Genomic DNA, 16141 nt, shown 5'->3' on the forward strand with positions numbered 1-16141 from the left:
CACTCCTTAAAGATAGGTCTAAGCCTATCGCTTAACTAATGAGTGTCCGTTTTAATTGGGGGCTATTACATGATCGGTGATACCCTCTTTTAATATCAACCACAAACAAAGATAAGCCACATGCTTTTCAGGTGACTCAAGATAGGCTGTGAGTGCGGATTTTGATTCGATTAATTGGTATAACGCATCGCTAAGCTCTGAATTTAAAAAAGTATCTGGCGTTAGGGTAGGTAAGGGCTGCTTTAAGGTGATTGAAGCGCCAAGGTCGGGCGCGCGGATCCCAGTTTGCTTTTCGATGAAAAAAAGTAGCAGGTTGAGGACTAAACGATGCAGTGGCCCAGACTGATCATTGGGCAGTTTTTTGATCACCATCGTGATCGACTCAGTCGTGATTTGGTTGTCGCTATGTCGAGCTAGGTTGACGACATGTGTATAGACCTTATCGATTATAGATAACCGCTCCGTTTCACTGTCTTCAACGAGAGTGAAGAGACTTTTTACGCTGTCATTGTCGTCACTATTGTTATTTGACGCTTGAGGTGGAAGAGGCGGTAGTGCGCCTTTCGATAACTCACTTAATGCTAACGTCTCGAATTGTGGTTTTAAACCATCTACTGATAAGCGTTGTTCACGGCTCATAAACGCATCCTAGTTAGCGCCGAGGGTATAGATTGCCAATTCATTTCATCCAACATTTCATCTAAAATTGGCAATAAGGTGGCAACCGCGTCTTGCATACAAAGTGATGAATGACGCTCAAGTGGGTTTTCACCGGTTACCCAATGGCCCATCTGAAATTTGATCAACTCTTGGTCAACCTCGGCGCGCTGCAAATATCTGCGCAAATAATGGCGACCAAAATTCAGTGGTAAGTCAGGTAAATGTCCAGACATCGCCATGATGCTTGCAGGATATGTATTGGTCGTGCGATAAGTGCCATCCTCATTTTTTTCAAACAACAAAAATAGGCCATCATTCTTCTGTGAATTTTTTGCTGACTCATGCCAATCGAGTCGTGCATTTTTAGACGTTAGCTCGATAAAACGCTGATGAGAGCGATGCCAAAGCAATTGACCGGCTTCGAATGGAAAGTTGTGCGCCAATAAGCGAGCAAACGCATCAAGGTGGTGTTGATAAAATGTCAGTTGTGTTTTTAAGAGCGTAGGACAAGCAATAACCCGCATGTGAGCAAAGGTGATCGCGCTGTCTTTATCTGAAATGCAAATGGCGTTGTAGCGCATTAGCGCGAAGCTAAAACTGGGTAATGGATTGGAAACCGCACGGTAACCGGTTGCGATAAAGAGCAGATAGACGGTATATAGTGTGTATGCATTATGGTAACTAATTGCCGCGTCTAATGTTTTACAGGCATCAAACGCCGACCAGCGATTAATATCACTTGTAAGCAATGAGACTAATCGCTTGAGCGCCTCGAAGCTTGGTGTAAATTCTGAGCCAAAGCCAGGCTGGGATTCATCAAAGCACAGCGTCATGGTTTCGAGCACGTCAAACTTTTTATGTAAACTCTTTTGCCAAAGTGAGGTTAGCTGAGAGGCTAATTCATCGCATTGATACCAAGCGTAATGTCTCGGAGAGCGCGTAAAGTAGTTTTGGGTTCCACTAAGAGGCTCTAACAACACGGGGTCGAATTGTTCACGGGCGGTGATGTCATTTTTGAGGTGATTTTCGATACGTTTTAAGCTGATTTGGCAGCCGTGTTTTTGATTGAGCGTCGCCAGCAACTGGTCAATAGCTTTGCGAACTTGCTTTATTCCGCCAAGATTGTCCTTCAACGTACCAGAGTGAAACTGGCAAGCTTGCAATTGTTGATGGAATGACTCAGGTAGTACCAACGAAATATTTCCGTCAGTTTTAAGTAAATCAGGACTTTCTTTGAACTTAGTACGCCTGGCGGTTGGCGTTACGGAGGTGACTAACGTTGTTTTGTGCTTCGTGTGCCAAAAGCCATCGTCTACTCCCGTTTGTAGAGATGAATATTGTAGCTGCAGCGCACTGTCTAACTCACGGGCAAACATTAAGCAAACCGTTATGACGAATCGTACCTTATGCTTATCAATCTTGTTCACTTCGCCACGTCGATTTGAGAGTAACTCTTGCCATAGGTAACTCAGCTCGTGTGGCTGAAGTATGGTGCGCGCGAGGCAGGTGATGTTGTGCGATTGATTTACTGCATGTTGAATACTTCTGGCTTTGGCTTTTTCCTTTGTTTGATCGTGTAGCAAAGAGTAATCAGGTAATTCATGAGACGGTTTTCTTGTTTCTGACGGTGCCAAGTCAACCACATGCAGCGCGGGATAATCTTCATAAAAAGTGGCTCCATTTTCGGTGTGGCTTTCATGAAATGAAGCCGAATTCTGTTTTAATGGATAAGTTGATAATGCGCGACTGCCAATAATACGCTCTGGTTTTATTTTTCTATAAGCACTGCGAATGGTTTTACTGCTTTTGCGACACCGAGCAGCTCGAGTTTTCCAATCTAACTGATAAAAATGAGTCAGCTCTCTGATATGGGGCAGCATTTGACGTTTTGGTTCATTGTTGTCTAATAAGAGTAACTCTTCTTTATATTGCGTCAGGTGCAAAGCAATATCATTTGGAATCGACTCGGATAAATAAGAACGATCGAAATTGATATCGGTATAAAGTAATCGAATTGAGGAGAATATTTGGTAGTCTCGATTGAATTTTTTTATGGCTGCTTCATTTGTAAAGTAGTGATCAAGAAAAACCAATAATGTGTTAGCTAAATAACGATCGACGATATCATTTAATTGATGAAGTAGCGCGTATATTGGTCGTTCGGTTTTTGAGCCTTTGGCTAAGGTTTTATTCGAATAGTCTGGAAATTCGCTTGAGTTGATGGAGGAAAATGGTGAGAAGAGAGCGTTTGATATACCGGCCTCTAAATTAAACGTTCGCTCAAAATTATTGGGTTTAAATCTAGCGCAACTTTCCAGTGCATGAACCGCGAGTTTTAACGATCTTAAATTGTCTGGACACTCAATATAAACAGCAATAGATTGCCAAGCATCAATTATCTCCTGAGGGGCATTGACTAATAAGGTATTGATGTTTTGTTCCAGAGAATGACTCATAGAATATTAAAAATCCTTTTTGGTAATTGATAGGTAGTTGGCAACTTTTTCGGCGGTATTCAGTTGAGGATATAGCGACCGCCACTCTTGAGACTGAAAAATACTTCGTGCATCTTTGTCCTTTTTAAACCAATTGCGCAAAACAAAACTGAGCTTTTTGGTGTCACTGACAAAGCATTTGTCTAATAAATTATTGGTTAAGTCGAATTGGATTAATTGTCGTCGAATGGTTTCGCTGGGTTTTTTAGGCAGGATAAAAACAGGCATTGTTGTATCGGATTCTAATTGCCTATCAGCGATGGCCTTAGACCATTTTTCAACCGTAAATGCTCCTGACAAATAGCGATAATGGCGCCGAAATGAATAGCAGATAACAGGTGATTGGAGAGCAAGTAAATTAAATCGAAAATTGCTATTTTGTCCCGGCTGCGCCTGATTTCTGAGTAGTGAAGAAGGGTGGGCGGCGGCAAACATGGACTCGAGAATATCGTCCTGAACGAGCAAGTCTATTGCAATAGGTTGCCATTGAGCCTGAGTCAAAATGTTCCTATGAAATCGCTCCATCTCATCTAAACGCATTTTCATCCCTCCGATGCTAGACTAAAACAAGGCTCAAGGTTTATCCTTAATAGACACTTTAGAATTGTGACCCTTAAGTGAACATATGAAAGCAGTTACGTATTTAAAGTTAGAAAAAGAAGGTCGTTAAATCAACTTAACGTGTTGATAAAATTTATAAACGACTGTTTTGCGGTTATAGTTTTTTTTGATAGCCTGTCTTGACATGGTAGGGGTCGGCAGTTCGAGTCTGCCTGGACGCACCATCTATTTTTGCATTTTTATGCAAAAGAGATAAAGTCTGGATCCGTAGCTCAGTTGGTTAGAGTACCGCCTTGACATGGCGGGGGTCGGCGATTCGAGTTCGCCCGGATCCACCATATTCGTTCTAATAGAACAAGCACAAAGCCAAGCATTACGCTTGGCTTTGTTGTATCTGGCGTATGCCAATTTCATATCTATTCCCCTCGAATTTTCCACTGCCTTCTTATTCATCATTGTGAATTTTTATTTGGCATTGTTTCGGTGACCAAATGACGCTTGTTTTTTTCATGGGTTTTGTGACCACGTGGTGACCACGAATGGGCACCAAAGTCGTTTTTGAAGAACGAAAAATTTTGTAAAACATGGGTCAGGCGCTGTGACCAACTAAAACAGTGCTCATGGCAAAACAGGGCAGGGGTCAGCCCACAAAGTGCTGGTGCCACATTTTTTCTCATAATGTGGATGTCATTTTGATCCGCCACTCATAGGTGGATCGCAGCGTTTCAGTGCGAGTTGCAATTTTGCATAACTATGCGTTTTTGGGATTGTAAAGTTCGAGAAACATAAAGGTGATGTGCTAGCGAATGAAAAGCGCCCACGTTCGTAAATGCGCTATGATGCTTTCAGGGTGTCTTAAGCCATTGAAGCGAATAAACCATCGGATCCAATAAAGATAATTTTTCTCGGTTCTAGTGCTGTATTGACGAGTACGTAGCTCGGTACGCACTTTTTCCATAAAAGGTGAGCGAGACATCACGACCTCAATGTAACTGTATTTATATGGCTCTTCACCGTTTATGGTGGAAAGCCATATCAAGCTGTCCAAAGTGGAACAATATCGCCATTTTAAATCTGCTCTTGTTCCGATACCCCCTAGCACGCAACTTTATATATTGAATCTGTGTATTTATTGCCTCAGCAAGCCCAATGGATACGCGCATTCTCATTGCATTGAGTATTCTCCGTAGATGCTCCTTCACTGCATTGGCAGCATTTATCATCGGCTTGATCTGGATGGCTTTTATCAGAGCTAACCACTCTAACCATTGGCTTTTGGCACCTTGTACTCAGTTTCCTTTCCAAATGAGTCTGGCTTGCTCCTTGAACACCCAACTTAATTCCGTATTTGCCATTATCTTTGATAATTCACAGATGCGAACTCTCAGCTGTTTACTGAGACGATCGTCTCGTTTTAGCCAACCATAACGAGTTCGGCATTGATGAAGGAAGAGATTCCGCGTCTTGCTTACGCACATCACCTACTGCTTTGGTCAGGAGTTTAGCGATATGAAAGTGGTCAATAGATATGACCTGCTTGGCTCTGTGACCAAAATAGGCTTCTGTTGCATTGATAAAAGCACGGCTCATATCCATAGACACAGAGCGGGTTTGTAATTTGGCCTTCATCGGTAACACTGCGTAACAGGCGGCAAGGCTTTGTGAGTTTTTTCATCGAAACAGCGTTAACTTGCCCCGCAGTGACATAGTCGTGGCCTCGGCAAAACGCTTTTTCATCAACCAACAGGTGCTCAACGTTGTCCAATTGCCGTCGAGAAAGCTCTCTACAAACGGCTCTACCCATTATCCGGTCGATAGCACCCCAACTGAGTCGAAACAGCTTGGCTACAGCAAGTAGTGACGTGATTTGGAGTGCTTCAATGAGTTTCGCTTTAAACAACTCCAAATATCTATTTCCTGAAGATGTCCAGGGAACTGAAAGCGTTTGCATCCCATGCTTTGTACAGTCACAGCGAGGAATTTTGGCTTCGATGTAGGTTTCAAATTGGCATGTATCTGGGTGACGCAAAACACGATTACGTGAATCATGTTTTCTGACTTTTTTCTGGCAAGGTGGGCATTGAACAGTGTCTTTGGCCTACGTGACCGTGACAGTTATTCTATGTGACTGTTAACCGACGAAACGTCCCATGGTGAAACAAGCCCGAGCATGGCATCATAAAGTGCAGTATCTTTCATTTTCAATCGAGCCGCTGAATTTCATTCTATTCTCGGTCTGATTCTATAGTTTGGAAAGAAAGATTTTCCACCATGAACGGTGAAGAGCCATTAATATACAGGTATAAGTGAGTTTTGGTGAAAATGAGAACGAAATTTAGGATAACCGTGCAAAGTCATTCATAGTTATCTCCGGTTACTTTTCTATCTATATGAATCCAAATGTAATTTTTGGTGGGTATGAGATAACCGAGCGCAGCGTTGTGCGCAGTACTCGCTTTCGCCAGAAGACAACGTTCACAATGGTGCTTTAGCTATTTTTCAGTCGATTAATTAAAGGAGCAATGGATAAAGGGGGACTGGTAGGGTAAAAATTTGTTGAATAATGTTTATTTAAGCATGATTATCAAGATCATAACGTTAATATACAAGTTTTAGGAGTTCACTGTCCACTATAGCCCTTGATGAGTTTTGCAACCGTTGATATCGAAGATGCGTTCCCTAATAGCATGTAGTCCATTGCGGAACCATTCGCTAGGGCGGGATGGCTATTGGGTTTACGTATCCAACCATAGACAGTTTCATCACTAGTAAAAATCTGTCGTAATGCCTTATGAATACCGAGGATATAGCTGATCCTTTCTAATGTCGGCTCGCTGATTTCAAGGTCTTGACAATCACAATTTATACCTAACAAAATGTTTTTTTCGGTATCGTTACATCGCCACTTATCCAGGATTCGTAATGCTGTCTGGAGTGCAGTTTTTCGTTGCTCAGAAGTAATATTTATCCCAATTGCCATCACTAAGCTTCCTGAATGTGGTTTCTCGACTCGAAATTCAATTTTAGCTAATGTGCTTGTAATTTGTACAATGATTTTGCAATCAAACACTTTAACTAACCTACTTTGCTGCGCAATTCAGTTTAAAGTATGCAATGACCGGCTTTGTTGCGTAATTCATTTTCGAAGCCGAACAGCCCATTTGGATTAATTTTTATCCAACACGGCAAGTTTTAGGCATACCAAGCCCTGTAAGCTTGTTCAATGCTTTGATCATCGCATAGGTTTCACCAAGATGTGCGTTGTAATTTCTTAGACATAGCCGTCCATCAAACAACTGTTTGACTCGATACATCGCCGTTTCAGATAGCGAACGCTTGTGGTAACCATAGCGCTTTTTCCAATGCTTATTCGAACCATATAGCTTTTGACAACCAACTGCTAAATTTCTCGGATGACCTCGTTCCCAGAATGCCGCCCCCTCTCTTGGAGGGATAAGTGCTACAGCTCGTTTGATACGGATTGCTGCGTGGCAATCCCTCGTGTCATAAGCCCCATCGCCGGATATCTCAAGGATTTTACGACGTGTTTGTTTAAGTAAATTAGGCAACACCTCTGCATCAGTCACCTTTGATAAACTCAACTCTGCGGCAATAATTTCGTGCGTACTCGTATCAACTGCGAGATGTAATTTTCGCCACACTCTGCGTTTACCATCCGTGCCATGCTTTTTTACTTTCCACTCGCCCTCACCATAAACCTTGAGACCTGTCGCATCGATAGCAAGATGCTGAATCGCTCCTTTGGTTTTCGTCTTAAAACTTACATCAACGTCTTTGGCTCGACGACTGATACAACTGTAATGTGCGCAGCGCAGTGGAAGGTGAGCAAGTTGAAACACGGAATCAATAAAGCCTTGCGAAGCGCGAAGTGGCATTGAAAAAATACGCTTTATCATCAAAGCGGTTGTGATGGCTAACTCACTGAAAAAACGAGGTCTCCCGCGCTTGTTTTGCTTGCCTTGTTTCCGATCTATTATCGCTTCCTCGTCAATCTAAAACGTCAGAGAGCCTCGGTTTATTAGAGTTTGATTGTATTGCTTCCAGTTGCTTGTTTTGTAACGAGGTTTCGACATGAGACTACAGAGTTGAATGAATGTAGCCGATCAGATCGTAAGCTTTGGATTTAGTTCCTTCGATTTACGCAACAATGTCGGTCATTACATAAAAAATAAATCTTATCTATGATGCAATTATATCATTGCTATGCTACTGGCACCATCCATCACCTTTGCTTATAATAAAAATATGTTAATTTGTTTTTATGCTTTAGATAGATGCAAAAGTTATTAATGGTGATTTTACAGTATCCAATATAATTATTTAGTGTGTATTTAATTTGTACAGAAACGCCTTGAAGAGTTAGTTGTGATAAAATATAAATAAAGTATCTGAGCATGAGTGTTTTATATGTTTAGATGCATGGAAGTGAGTAAATTATGTTAAAAATTTAAGTTATAGGATATCTTACTTTGTAAGAATCACTAGATAGCCTTGATATGTATAACTAAAAAAACATAAGGCAAAAATTTTTTTAAAGAAGAGCCTGTATGAGTAGGCTCTTTGTGTGAGTATATATGAGAGGATAATCTAGTGATTTTTTCCTAGTTGACCGCATCAACAATTTCTTTAACAAGCTGCCCTATACGAGTCCAATTCTCGTTAATAATTAACTCTTTATCAACCATCCATGTACCACCGCAAGCAAGAACTTCCGGCAAGGATAGATACTCGTGAATATTGCTTTTTCCAATACCTCCCGTAGGCATGACTTTAATTTGTTTGTAAGGCCCCAACAACGATTTTAACATGGGTAAACCACCAGAAGCTTCGGCAGGAAAAAATTTTACGGTGTCAAGTCCGAGCTCTAATGCTTGTTCAACCTGTGAGGGATTATTCACTCCTGGGATAATTGCAATATGATGTTTTTGACATGCTTTTACAGTATTAGGGTTTAGTCCAGGAGATACAACAAAGTCAGCTCCAGCTTCTTTTGCTGAAACTACTTGGACTTCATTTAGAACTGTTCCAGCTCCAATAAGCATTGTAGGATAATGCTTTCGAAGTAAGCGTATTGCTTCTTCAGCGGCATCAGAGCGAAACGTAATTTCAGCTACCGGTAAACCATTTTTAACGAGCTGTTCTCCAAGAGGAAGTATGTCAAGTGGATTATCAATTGCAATAACAGGGATGATTTTATATTGAACTAGTCGTTCATTTAATGTGGCCATAATCAAAGCGTTCCTTAAATTTTATGTAGTATTTATTGTAAATTAGACAATGGTGCAGCTATACCAATGCGATTAATAGTAATTTAGCTTGTAGCATTTGTAATATGAAAATCTGAACTCGAGAGAATGATCATTGATATAGTAGATATAAGATTTCAGCACCACTATCAATAGGGCCCTAAATTTATATATCATATCCAAAACACTTAAATATTCAGTTTCGCCCTAGATGAGCTATTTAAACTTATTAAACTCAAATAATGGTTTACCAAAGTCGATGATATCTTATGTGTCCTTGTTATCCCTCCTTCAGATTTGCATTAAAATTGGTTTAATGTATGTAAATAAGAAATTTGTGTTGTGCTAATTCATAGGTCAATAAGAGTTTAAACATTAAGATTTATAAATTAATGAGCTTTCCATCTAATGCAATGAACTTTATGAGCATTAACTATAGACAATGATATTGTTAAGCTTTCATTTGGTCAACCAATTTTTTCAATATCAAATCTATTGAGACAAATGTGAAACGCGCCGACTATAGTCTAATGCGAAGATCGCATTCTTAGTGACTCTCACGACATTTCGATACAATTTAGGTTGATCATGATACCAAATTTGAATCTGATTGCACAATGGTGCGTCAATTGCAGGTATTGGTTCTATGAATTTGTAGCTACTCGTAGTACCAATATTGAGCCTGTAGTTATTAACAATATATTAAGGATAAAGAATGAAACGAAACATGTTGTCCGTACTCGTAGTGATCCCTGCAATTGCGTTTGCTAATGATTGGGATTCTATTCCAATTCCAGCTGAATTGGACGATGACCAAAAATGGGAGTTGCAAGAAGCTTACTCTGATTCTTTTAATTACAATGGTAAGAACTCAACATTTACAAGCAAATGGAATGATAAATATTTTCATAACTGGATTGGGCCAGGTTTAACATACTGGGAGCAAGATGAATCGTGGGTAGCAGATGGTAACTTGATTATTAGTGCTTCACGGCGTGAGGGTACTGAGCAAGTAAATGCTGGTGTTGTTACTTCTAAAACTAAGGTCAAGTATCCTATCTTTATGGAAGCGAATATTAAAGTTAGTAATTTAGAACTTTCTTCAAACTTCTGGCTATTGAGTGAAAATGATCAGCGTGAAATTGATATATTAGAAGTTTATGGGGGGGCTGAAGATGATTGGTTTGCCAAAAATATGTCAACGAACTTTCATGTATTTTTCCGTAATAACGACAACACTATTAAAAGTGATTTTAATGATCAGACGCACAACACACCTAGATGGGGAAATTATTGGAGAGATGGTTTCCACCGTTTTGGAGCTTATTGGAAAAGCCCCACTGAAGTAACATTCTATATTGATGGTGTAAAAACTCCCAAAGGATCGTGGGAACAAGTTGTGATGAAAGATAAAGATTACACCGGAGAAATTCTAGATAAAAACATCTACAATATGGATCATGAAATGTTTTTGATTCTTGATACAGAGGACCACTCGTGGCGGTCTGAAGCGGGGATTATTGCTTCTGACGCGGACCTAGCCGACGGGTCAAAAAACAAAATGTATGTTGATTGGATTCGTGTTTATAAGCCAGTTAGCACTGGTGAAGGGAATGAGATTATTCCACCTTCTTCAGCAACAAACTTACAATTCATTCACAGTGATAAGTGCCTCGATGTAACAGATGGTGCCCTATGGAATGGAAGTAAATATCAACAATGGACTTGCAATGCTTCGAACATCAATCAGAAATTCAGTTTTATTCATGTATCGAATGGTGAATATTTAATTCAATCAGAAAAGAGCCAACTTTGTGTTGAGCTTAAGCCGGACAGCTCACAATGGAATGATGGTGCAGTAATTCAACAGTATATATGTAACTCTTCAGAAGACAACCAACTTTGGACTTTGTTCGATAAAAACAGTGATACATTTGAATTAAGAAATAAGAAAACAGATATGTGTTTGGCACTAAATAATAATATAACTTCTAATGGTGGAAGTGTTGTTCAGGCGTATTGTGATGGAGGAAATAATCAACGATTAAAGTTTAAGTAGTTAATGTTTTCCTACACTATCTGTCAACTATCTTGAAAAACGCCGACTGTTTATACTTATGATGTCAAGGCTAAGTAATTAAATTTCGCAAGATGTTAACCAAGGCGGCCATTGAGACAGCACTAAACGCTAAACTCGATGAGCACGCCTTGCTTACGAGAAACACAGTAATCACCCTATAACCCCAGTATTCTAATCACCTAGCATGAGTAATAAGATCAATTCTCTAATCATAAGAAGAATTGAAATTGCAATACGGCGCACCTGCCAAGAGTGGTGAGCGTTTATTGATAAATATAAAACAAATTTTTATTAACGCTCACTTTTTCCAGCTCAATGGTGTATATAGTTCAACGCTTTACGTTAAGCATCAGAAGTCATGGAAAAGAGACCACCTATCAATTAATCTATGCCTCACCACCCAACATGATACTTCGCGTCAGTGCGATTAAACTGAGTATTCCTCAATATACAAGATGGGCTGATTTGTGCGCTGCCATGAAACGAACGTTAAGTGCTGCTGGAATTTGTTTGTATAGTGACTGCGTCGATTTCAGAAAGCTCATCAACGGCATTAATGCGATGACGGACTGTAATATTGACTTACCACTTGGGAAGTGGAGCGTGCAGATCACTTTAGCGAATAGCGACATCGCGAACTCATGTACCATGCACATCACATTGGTTTCCTTTTTATGTTTATTTGGTAAACCAATGCGCCAAAGTGTGACACATAATGCAGACAGCTATCGGAATATTGTTAATAATAATACTATATTTGTTGTGTACATCGAGGATTATTCGTGAATTTATTGAGAAGTATTCGCATTCAAAGAAGAGTAGTTGCACTTATTTTGTTGCCTATCTTTGTTATCCTAGTCTTATCCTCCATCTCGATACGAGATGCGCGCCAACAGCTAGCGAATCTTGAGAGGGTCGATACAGCAATAAAATATGCAGAATCTGCTTATCCTTTTATTACCTCAGCTTTGAAAGAGTCTTATTATACAAGAATTTATTTAGATAGTGATAAGAGTGATTTTCAATCTGAACATTTTAATATGATGAAATCTAGAGAATCGACATTATTCTTTCAAGAGAGATTTGTTAAATTCATTGAAAATAATACAAATGAATTAATGAAATATCAAAGCTTATATGAACAAATTAAAGAAATCATTCCTTTAATTAAAAAATCTAATTATATAAGGCTTGTTGCCGATAGCAAAAGTCATACTAGTAATATATTCCGCTCTCAATTTGGGCGTGAAATACACACAATGTATGACTTTAATCAAATAATAGAAAAGGTCGTTAATTCCATTAGCCAGGTTTCTGTGATTTCATCCGTAAATAAGGATTTGATTCCAGCAGCTACAGCTTATTCTAAGTTAATTACCATGAATATGGAGGCGACGTTTCATAATAGTATGGTTAATCTTGCAAAAAACAGTGTGTTAGATATTTATGTTTTTGGTGAGATTATGAGTGGCTTCCAGAAGTATGAAAGAGCTAAGAGTGAATACTTTAATTTTGCAAATCAAAAGTTAATCGACATTGCAAATGGATTGATTGAAAGTGATAATCAAAAAAGATGGTTCTCGCTTGCACTTGAAGCTAGAAGTAATATATATGATACGCAAAATAAGCCCCTTGATATTGATGGTAGCATTAATTGGGATAACATTAATGAAATCCAATTTGATATGTTTAACACCACAATTAAAAAAGTTGTAATTGAATTGGTTACAACTAAAGATGATTTAAAGTTAAAAGCCAAATATAGTGTATATAAAACTATCGGTCTGGATATATTAGCACTTCTAATTTTTATAGTATTATCTATAACAATTGCACGTAGTATAACAGTTCCTTTAAATGAAATGGTGATGATGTATAGACATATTTCAAAAAACAAGGATCTTACTACCATATTAAAACAGCGAGGTTCTGATGAATTGACGGAGTTAGCTGGCGTGTTCAATGAGCTAGTTGGCAGTCTACGTGATACATTAAAAAATGTTCAGTCAGAAGCGAAGTTAATTCACCAAACAAGTGATTTAATGGTCGAAAATATGCAAAAATCAGAAACGTTATCTAACAGTCAGTTTGTCGCTACTGACAGTATATCTGTAGCGATAAACGAGATGTCAAGTACAATTCAAGAAGTAGCAAATATGGCTGCGAGTACCTCTGATACTGTTGAAAAAGCGCATCAAACTTCAATTATTAGTTTTGATAACGCGAAGAAAAGTCGAGATATTATGGCTGCGTTGACTTTAGAACTTGGAAATACCCAGGGAGTAATGGGGACACTTGCTAAAGAAGCTGAAGCTATTACTAATGTTATTACAATTATTCAGGGAATTGCAGAGCAAACTAACCTGCTCGCACTTAATGCTGCTATTGAAGCTGCTCGAGCTGGTGAGCAAGGACGCGGCTTTGCAGTTGTTGCTGATGAAGTTCGTAGTTTGGCACACCGCACACAAGAGTCAACAGAAACAATTCGCCATCAGATTGAACGGCTTCAACTAGAGAGTCAGGCAGTTACTCATAAAATGATCGCTTTACAAATCGAGAATGATAAAGCCGTTTCTATTGTTGATGAAAATTCTCAATCACTTGAAAGTATGAAGCAAGATTTCGATTTAATAATGGGGCAGTCTATTCAAATTGCAACAGCAACTGAAGAGCAAACATCAGTTGCTGAAGAAATTAATTTAAGAATTACGACTATTTCTGATGAAAGCTGCGATATTAAAGATAAAACAATAATGGCTCTTATCTCGACAAAGGAATTAAAAGAATCAGCTGATAAGCTTTACACCAATGTGCAAAAGTTTAGATTATAAAATGTATTGTCAGTCCAAAACCACCGCCTCGGGCGGTGGTGATTGTCTTTTAGGGCTATTGCCCAAAGGAGTGCCCATTTTAGTAGTAATATTCTTATTCACCACAGGTAAGAGGGCAATAAAAACATGTGAAATATAGAAGTTCAGCACATGTATATTGGGGTTGTAAATACCATATAGTGTGAACACCAAAGTACAGATTTAAGATCTTGAAAGGTAATGTTGGTAAAGAGCTTTATCGTTCAATCTACATATTATGCAATATCAAAGATTGTGAAGTCTTAGAGCTAAATTTTCAACTAGACCATGTTCAACTTGAAGATGCAGGCTTCAATATCTGAAAATTATTGATAATTCTGGGTACAAGTGAGCCTGCAACTTCTGGTAGCGTCACATCAAAAAAACGTTTTGATAGCAGAGGTGACTGCTGCTTTCGAGGGAAAATAGACATTGTTCCTCACATGCTCATTCGTTACTTTCCAAAGCCGCTCTATTCGATTTAAGCTTGGGCTATATGGTGGCAAGTAATGAAGCTCTATATTGAGTACTTTTGCCGCATTTCTCACCATTTCTGACTGTAACGGTAGACTTAGATTGGAGACCTGTTTAGAGGTATGATTTTATACAACTAAAGAGGTAAAAAATGCCAAGAAAAATTACGTCTGAGTTTAAACGCGAGTGTACTGAGCTAGTTATCACTCATGGCAACAGTCACAAAGATGCTGCCGCAGCAATGAACGTCGGCTTGTCGTCTATTCAACGTTGGGTTGCACAATATCGACAAGAGTTATCAGGAGTAACACCTAAGGTCACGGCCTTGACGCCAGAGCAGCTTAGGATTCAAGAGCTAGAAAAGCAGCTCAAACAACTTCAAAGTGACAATGAACTGTTAAAAAAAGCTTCAGCCTTCTACGCAATCGAAATTAACAAAAACAGATAGTTGCGGTAAAACTGAAGAAGATAGGCTACACAGTACAACAGATTTGCCGTTGTTTAACACTCGCTGCCAGTTCATTTTATTATCGGTTAAAGCCCAAAGCTATCAACGCTGAAATGGTGCGATTAAAAGCCGCAATGCAGCAAATTCATAACGACATGGATGCGACCTATGGTAAGCGGCGGATGTTATCAGAATTGCAGGATATGGGTTTCACAGTTGGCCTTGAAAAGGTTCGCCGTTGGATGAAGAACCTTAACTTAGTAGCGAAACGACCAAAGCAACATCGATATCCATCTGGTGGCGTAGCGTCTGTTATTGCGCCTAATAAACTCAATCGCCAATTTAACCCTGAGCAACTCAACACGTATTGGTCGGGTGATATAACCTATATTCGAACGCAACAAGGTTGGTTATATCTCGCCATCATCATGGATTTATGCTCTCGCCGTGTAATTAGTTGGGCGTTCTCTGATAAACCAAACATCGAGCTAACCACTCGAGCATTGCGATTAGCGGTACAAAAACGAAGAGCTTATCGTAATGTGGTTTTTCACTCAGACCAAGGTTGTCAGTATACGAGTGTTGCTTATCAAAGCTCACTAAAAGAGTTTGGTGTTGAATCGAGTATGAGCCGTGCTGGCAACTGTTTGGATAACGCAGTGACAGAGCGATTTTTTAGAAGTCTCAAGTCAGAACGAGTTAATTACCGTCGTTATGAGACAAGAAACCAAGCTATCGCAGACATAATCAACTACATTGAGCCGTTTTATAATCAGAAAAGAAAACACCACAAGTTGGGTAACATATCCCCAGTACGATATGAGATGAATTTACTGAAAAGTGCCTAAAACAGTCTCCAAATTTTGTTGACCATTACAGTCATATTAGGTATTAGGGCGTGGGCTATTTGATAGGAGGTCGTCTTTTCAACGACTTCTGATCGAATAAAGCGTTGAGATTTTAGCGCGTCTTTTAACTGGTCGCGCTTGGTGTAAAACCTTGAAGTATTTACGCCGTTGAGCTGGCAAAAAGCGAGCTTTAATAACGAACTTGTTTGCGATTTCTCAATAAGCGTTTGCCACTCTTGATTAGTGTATCGTTTTCCTATTTTAAGTCTCCTCATAGTTGGATACGTGATCTTATTATTCGTGTTAGGTGATTAGAATACGGGGTTTATGACGCGCTTACATTTCGGTTAGATCATTACAGGGTTACATTTCCACCAACGTATAAAAAGATAAACCCCAACTAAAATGATGGGGTTTATCTTTTATGACTACCGTCATTTCCCAGTAGTGCTTATAGTT

11 protein-coding genes, 1 tRNA gene and 4 pseudogenes are annotated in these 16141 nt (G+C 39.3%); 6 read left to right on the forward strand and 10 right to left on the reverse strand.

What is annotated here, in order from left to right; translation table 11 throughout:
* Nucleotides 1–51: 51 nt before the first annotated feature.
* Genes HGP28_RS14950 through HGP28_RS14960 form a run of 3 tightly spaced genes read right to left on the reverse strand, consistent with a single transcriptional unit; the run spans nt 52 to nt 3695 of the window.
* Nucleotides 52–639 (reverse strand): hypothetical protein, encoded by a 588-nt coding sequence (locus tag HGP28_RS14950; protein WP_168837286.1) that lies wholly within the window; start codon nt 637–639, stop codon nt 52–54.
* Nucleotides 636–3116 carry a hypothetical protein gene (locus HGP28_RS14955; protein ID WP_168837287.1) on the reverse strand — a complete coding sequence of 827 codons (2481 nt, stop codon included), beginning with the start codon at nt 3114–3116 and terminating at the stop codon, nt 636–638. The genes HGP28_RS14950 and HGP28_RS14955 overlap by 4 nt, the downstream gene beginning before the upstream one ends.
* A gap of 6 nt (nt 3117–3122) precedes the next feature.
* The gene (locus tag HGP28_RS14960) at nt 3123–3695 is read right to left on the reverse strand and encodes a hypothetical protein (RefSeq protein ID WP_246225753.1); all 573 of its coding nucleotides are present in this window, start codon (nt 3693–3695) and stop codon (nt 3123–3125) included.
* A gap of 282 nt (nt 3696–3977) precedes the next feature.
* Here HGP28_RS14960 and HGP28_RS14965 point away from each other — a divergent pair.
* Nucleotides 3978–4054, forward strand: a tRNA-Val gene (locus tag HGP28_RS14965).
* Nucleotides 4055–4515: 461 nt separating this feature from the next.
* Here HGP28_RS14965 and HGP28_RS19370 read toward each other — a convergent pair.
* The 5 genes and pseudogenes from HGP28_RS19370 to HGP28_RS14990 all read right to left on the reverse strand — a co-directional run bounded on the left by HGP28_RS19370 (nt 4516) and on the right by HGP28_RS14990 (nt 8965).
* Nucleotides 4516–4692, reverse strand: a complete 177-nt coding sequence (locus tag HGP28_RS19370) for a phage integrase N-terminal SAM-like domain-containing protein (RefSeq protein ID WP_168837288.1) — start codon at nt 4690–4692, stop codon at nt 4516–4518.
* Between the two features lie 34 nt (nt 4693–4726).
* Nucleotides 4727–5915 (reverse strand): annotated as a pseudogene (locus HGP28_RS14975) (ISL3 family transposase).
* Nucleotides 5916–6336: 421 nt separating this feature from the next.
* The gene (locus tag HGP28_RS14980) at nt 6337–6786 is read right to left on the reverse strand and encodes a hypothetical protein (protein WP_211092016.1); all 450 of its coding nucleotides are present in this window, start codon (nt 6784–6786) and stop codon (nt 6337–6339) included.
* 103 nt (nt 6787–6889) lie between these two features.
* Nucleotides 6890–7810, reverse strand: a pseudogene (locus HGP28_RS14985) (IS5 family transposase).
* A 528-nt stretch (nt 7811–8338) separates the two neighbouring features.
* The gene (locus tag HGP28_RS14990; RefSeq protein ID WP_168837290.1) at nt 8339–8965 is read right to left on the reverse strand and encodes a bifunctional 4-hydroxy-2-oxoglutarate aldolase/2-dehydro-3-deoxy-phosphogluconate aldolase; all 627 of its coding nucleotides are present in this window, start codon (nt 8963–8965) and stop codon (nt 8339–8341) included.
* 733 nt (nt 8966–9698) lie between these two features.
* Between HGP28_RS14990 and HGP28_RS14995 the strand changes: the two genes are divergently transcribed.
* The 3 genes and pseudogenes from HGP28_RS14995 to tnpA (HGP28_RS15005) all read left to right on the forward strand — a co-directional run.
* The gene (locus HGP28_RS14995) at nt 9699–11042 is read left to right on the forward strand and encodes an RICIN domain-containing protein (protein ID WP_168837291.1); all 1344 of its coding nucleotides are present in this window, start codon (nt 9699–9701) and stop codon (nt 11040–11042) included.
* A gap of 803 nt (nt 11043–11845) precedes the next feature.
* On the forward strand, nt 11846–13894 hold the full coding sequence (locus HGP28_RS15000) for a methyl-accepting chemotaxis protein (RefSeq protein WP_168837292.1): 2049 nt from the start codon (nt 11846–11848) through the stop codon (nt 13892–13894).
* Between the two features lie 128 nt (nt 13895–14022).
* Nucleotides 14023–14211 (forward strand): annotated as a pseudogene (gene tnpA / locus HGP28_RS15005) (IS200/IS605 family transposase); the annotation flags it as partial.
* Here tnpA (HGP28_RS15005) and HGP28_RS15010 read toward each other — a convergent pair.
* Nucleotides 14205–14472, reverse strand: a pseudogene (locus HGP28_RS15010) (transposase); the annotation flags it as partial. The pseudogenes tnpA (HGP28_RS15005) and HGP28_RS15010 overlap by 7 nt on opposite strands.
* A 65-nt stretch (nt 14473–14537) precedes the next feature.
* Between HGP28_RS15010 and HGP28_RS15015 the strand changes: the two are divergent.
* Nucleotides 14538–14834: a transposase gene (locus HGP28_RS15015; protein ID WP_168837293.1), complete on the forward strand. Its 297-nt coding sequence runs from the start codon at nt 14538–14540 to the stop codon at nt 14832–14834.
* Nucleotides 14835–14845: 11 nt separating this feature from the next.
* Complete coding sequence (locus tag HGP28_RS15020; RefSeq protein ID WP_211092021.1) at nt 14846–15682, forward strand: IS3 family transposase; 837 nt, start codon at nt 14846–14848, stop codon at nt 15680–15682.
* On the opposite strand, the gene tnpA (HGP28_RS19485) is transcribed toward HGP28_RS15020, so the two are convergent.
* The gene (gene tnpA / locus HGP28_RS19485; protein ID WP_439333865.1) at nt 15679–15957 is read right to left on the reverse strand and encodes an IS66 family insertion sequence element accessory protein TnpA; all 279 of its coding nucleotides are present in this window, start codon (nt 15955–15957) and stop codon (nt 15679–15681) included. The genes HGP28_RS15020 and tnpA (HGP28_RS19485) overlap by 4 nt on opposite strands.
* Nucleotides 15958–16141: the final 184 nt, after the last annotated feature.

Origin of the sequence: Vibrio agarilyticus, from assembly GCF_012641465.1 — a bacterium.
GTDB lineage: Bacteria > Pseudomonadota > Gammaproteobacteria > Enterobacterales > Vibrionaceae > Vibrio > Vibrio agarilyticus.